At 43.3% G+C, this 3,377-nt stretch carries 6 protein-coding genes; 4 read left to right on the top strand and 2 right to left on the bottom strand.

All coding sequences use genetic code 11. The features are described from left to right. On the top strand, positions 1-381 hold a 381-nt coding region (locus VIP81_RS00060), incomplete at its 5' end, for a nicotinate-nucleotide adenylyltransferase (protein ID WP_331956428.1). Here the strand turns inward: VIP81_RS00060 and VIP81_RS00055 are convergent. After that, complete coding sequence (locus VIP81_RS00055; RefSeq protein ID WP_331956427.1) at positions 369-1,433, bottom strand: AI-2E family transporter; 1,065 nt, start codon at positions 1,431-1,433, stop codon at positions 369-371. The two genes, VIP81_RS00060 and VIP81_RS00055, sit on opposite strands and share 13 nt — an antisense overlap. Before the next feature lie 214 nt (positions 1,434-1,647). Here VIP81_RS00055 and VIP81_RS00050 point away from each other — a divergent pair, with 214 nt between their 5' ends. Genes VIP81_RS00050 through VIP81_RS00040 form a run of 3 tightly spaced genes read left to right on the top strand, consistent with a single transcriptional unit; the run spans position 1,648 to position 2,709 of the window. Then, a complete protein-coding gene (locus tag VIP81_RS00050) occupies positions 1,648-1,842 on the top strand; it encodes a YtxH domain-containing protein (RefSeq protein ID WP_166649869.1) in 195 nt (64 codons plus the stop codon). A gap of 25 nt (positions 1,843-1,867) precedes the next feature. Further along, the gene (locus tag VIP81_RS00045; RefSeq protein WP_331956426.1) at positions 1,868-2,341 is read left to right on the top strand and encodes a hypothetical protein; all 474 of its coding nucleotides are present in this window, start codon (positions 1,868-1,870) and stop codon (positions 2,339-2,341) included. A gap of 20 nt (positions 2,342-2,361) precedes the next feature. Continuing rightward, the gene (locus tag VIP81_RS00040; protein WP_331956425.1) at positions 2,362-2,709 is read left to right on the top strand and encodes a hypothetical protein; all 348 of its coding nucleotides are present in this window, start codon (positions 2,362-2,364) and stop codon (positions 2,707-2,709) included. 2 nt (positions 2,710-2,711) lie between these two features. Here VIP81_RS00040 and VIP81_RS00035 read toward each other — a convergent pair. After that, positions 2,712-3,377: TonB family protein (locus tag VIP81_RS00035; RefSeq protein ID WP_331956424.1), on the bottom strand; the 666-nt coding region annotated here is incomplete at its 5' end.

Raw genomic sequence — 3,377 nt, 5'->3', positions numbered from 1 at the left:
GACGAGGTGCGGCTACGTGCCAGTAACATTGAGTTCTCTTTACCCAGACCTTCTTATACTGTAGATACCCTGACTTATCTGGAAGAAAAATTCCCTACCCAGGAATTTGCCATCATTATGGGAAGTGATAGTTTTCAGAATTTGCCCCGCTGGAAGAATTTTGAACAGATTGTAAAGAACTATCCCATCTACGTATATCGCCGGCCGGGACATGAGATCACAGATACTTTTGGAGCAGAAGTAGAAATACTGGAAGCACCTATGCTGGATATCTCGGCAACGGATATACGTAAATGGATTAAGGAAGGAAAGTCTGTACGGTTCATGGTGCCGGACAATGTTATTCAATATATCGGGGATAATAATTATTACCGTGGATGATCGGTGTTTTTCGCGTCATTCTTTTGTGCTGCCATGTCTCTTCTTTTTACCACAAACTCATTTCCGTAAATTTCCAGTAAAAGAATAAACATAGAAATGAGTAGTGGGCCGAAGATCAGGCCAATGAAACCAAAAAGACTAACGCCTACGATTACACCGAAAATAGTAATCAGTGGATGTACATCTGCAATCCGCTTGGCCAATAGCATGCGGGCAATGTTATCGGAAGTGCCTACTACACCGAAACCATATACGAGTATCGCGATACCTTGCCAGGTGTTACCAACAGCCAGCAGATAGACGCCCAGTGGCACATACACCGCTGCTGCACCAATTACCGGGAGCATAGCGGTAAAACAAGTCACCACAAACCAGAAAAAAGGCTGTGGAATACCGAAAACAAGATAGCCGATCAATGAAATAATACCCTGTACAACAGCAATGAGCGGAATCCCCACCGCGTTGGCAATTACCAAAGTGTTGAACTCTTTACCCAGTCTTTCCACATTTTTATCTTTCAGGGGGATGTATTCATACAGGTTCTCTTCCATTTTTCGGCCATTTACCAGCATGAAAAAGAGCATAAAGTACATCATGGCAATAGTGGTGAGGGTGTTAAATGTAGCACCCAGGAAGCCTGGCAGCACGGCTGTTATGTTTTCCTGTAGTTTCTGCAGCCGCTCTGTGGTCACTAAACCAAAGCCCAGACTTTGTTCCAGGCGGGCATTTGTTTGTTTAAGGCTGTTGATGAGCTCTGTAGAATGATTGGCGGCATAGGCAATCTTGGCCGTTAGCATGTTCACCAACATCCCAACGGGCAACAGGATGATGATAAAGGAAAGCACCATCAGCAGGGCAGCAGCAAGGCTTTGCTTCCATTTTCGTTGTTCTGTGAGATGGAACATCCATTTCCGGCAAATGACATACATGGTTACGGCGCCCAGAAAACCGGGGAAAAAGGTAAACATCTCCATGAAAAGGAGAATACCAAGGAAAAGGATCAGGAGTAGAAAACCAATTTGTTTAAGGCGGTCGTTGTCAAGATAGCTCATAGTACATAATATCGTGTAATTATCCGGTATGTCAAAAAGCAGACCGGATGGCAGCTGTGATGCTTTTGTGAACAGTAAACAAAATTACGTAGTGCTTGTTCTTAAAGCGGGGATTTAACAGGGAAGTTTTGTGTAACTTCCATTTATGGAATAATGTTTGTTGAATCGCTGGTACAAAGAAAACCTAATTTATAACATCTTAAAAACCTTAGTTATGAGTACAAGTTCCAAAGCCGTGGTTTCGTTTATAGTAGGTGCAGCGGTAGGCGTTGCAGTAGGTTACTTCCTGAATTCAGATAAAAAAGATGAACTGGTGGAAAAGCTCAGAGACCAATCTGATAAGCTGAAAGAAAAATGGAGAAAGAAAAAAGATCAATTTCAGGATGAGTTAGAGAACGAGTTGGCGTAAACCCCATTTGAATAAATTTATTTGCATGGAAGATAATTTCGGCAACTACTTTAACCAAACGGGAAAAGTAGCCAGGGAATACCTGGAAACCAGACTGGACCTGATTAAGCTCCAGGCAGCGGGAAAGTTATCGAAAGCTTTGGGATTGTTTTTCTCATTGACGATGGCTTTCCTGCTGTTTTTTTTCGTGATTGTGTTCCTCGGCATGGTAGTAGGCTTTTGGATCGGGGAAATGACGGGTAGTTTTACGATCGGATTTGGCTGTGCAGCCGGGTTGTTTGTCGTATTATTCCTGATTATACTCTTGTTCCGTAAACAGCTGATACAAAGACCGCTGGCTAAGCTATTGATAACAGAGCTGGTGGATGAGATTACTGATAACGATGAACAATCGAATCATATTCATAATCAACGTGAGCAGCGTGCAAAGGAGCAACAACCGGTTGATCCGGGCTATGTTCCTGATGATGAAGCCACTGAAAACACCGCAAAGGGATAATTAATGCTAAACGTTTACACATGCGTAAGAAAATAGACAGCTTCGAATCATTGGAGTTGGAAATTACCCGATTAAAAATGCGCTCCCGGGAACTGGAAAATGAAATGGGTAACCGGGTAGATTATTTCAGGGACAACTATAAAAAGATGGCCCTGAATGCTGTGATCCCCGGTAGCGCCAAACATAGCGGTGCCTTCAACATAGCCCTGAACGTGGCTAAGATGGCGTGGGGAAGTGGTAAAGTAAAGAATTTTGCTACCGGGGCATTAATGACAGCACTGGAATTTATTGGCGTTCAATTGGGTATCAACCTGTTTAATAAGGTTACTAAATCAAGAAAGAAGAAGAAAGAACCTGTGGCGGAATAGCGTTATTTTGTGCCGTAACCGATAATTATTACATCCGGACTTTCGGTGGCAGGCCACTTAGGTTCTATAAGTCCTTTCAGGCGGAATCCTGCACAAAGGGAAACGGTTACGGTTTTACTATTTGGATCAGCTGCAAAAGCAGGTAATAAACCAACAACCCGCTTCACCTCATCACCCAAAGCCTTATCAGGAGCAGACAATACCTCTACATCTGTGATGGCGCCGCTGGGTTGTATTTTGTATTGTATCCTTACATTACCCATCTTACCATTTTCCTGACAAACCCTTGGATAGCGTGTGTACTTCGCAAATATTTTTGCATATGCTTCTTGTCCACCAGGGAAACGATTTAAAAAAGCAGTGTCAGAAGTTACTCCTTTCACACTACCATTATTTTCTGCTAATGCCAGGTCGATCAAGCTTCTCGGGAAATTTTTGCCTGCTATTTCTCCGATGCCGCTTTCTTTTTCACCAAAGTAGAAGAAGAAGGGGTTAATAGGACCCTGGTCCAGTGTTTCTCCCACAGTGCCGCCCTTTGTATCCTTGGCTACAAATCGGATGCTGATGATTTCGCCGGTTGCATTACGTTTCAGGGTCGGCACGTTAACGGTAATTCCTTTTTCAGCCAGTACTTTTTTCATGTCGGCCAGATCATCATTCGACGTTAA

The organism is Chitinophaga sp. (genome assembly GCF_036566945.1).
Lineage (GTDB): Bacteria > Bacteroidota > Bacteroidia > Chitinophagales > Chitinophagaceae > Chitinophaga.
This window is presented reverse-complemented; position numbering and strand designations above follow the sequence as displayed.